Below are 237 nucleotides of genomic sequence, written 5' to 3' on the forward strand. Positions count from 1 at the left end.
TACTGAGCACGAAGATCGCCTTCCGCTGCGAGTTTTTTAAATCCCTCGACTGCTTTTTGGTAAATTTCCTCAGTGCAGTATTTATTTTCATAGGAGGTATCTAAGCCAAGATCTTTCGCTACTTTATTACCAAGACTACTCGAGCCTAGGTGTGCTCGACAGCGATAGCTTCTATTAGAAAGCCAATAAGCTGCATAAGGATTTCCCTCGCTCATTAGCTTCGCTAGACGAGATACT

1 pseudogene is annotated in these 237 nt (G+C 43.0%); it reads right to left on the minus strand.

The annotated features are described in order from the left end of the window. Window positions 1–215 (minus strand): annotated as a pseudogene (locus tag BZG25_RS16115) (sel1 repeat family protein); the annotation flags it as partial. Between the last annotated feature and the right edge of the window lie 22 nt (window positions 216–237).

It is taken from the genome of Salinivibrio sp. ML198 (assembly GCF_001996015.1).
GTDB lineage: Bacteria > Pseudomonadota > Gammaproteobacteria > Enterobacterales > Vibrionaceae > Salinivibrio > Salinivibrio siamensis.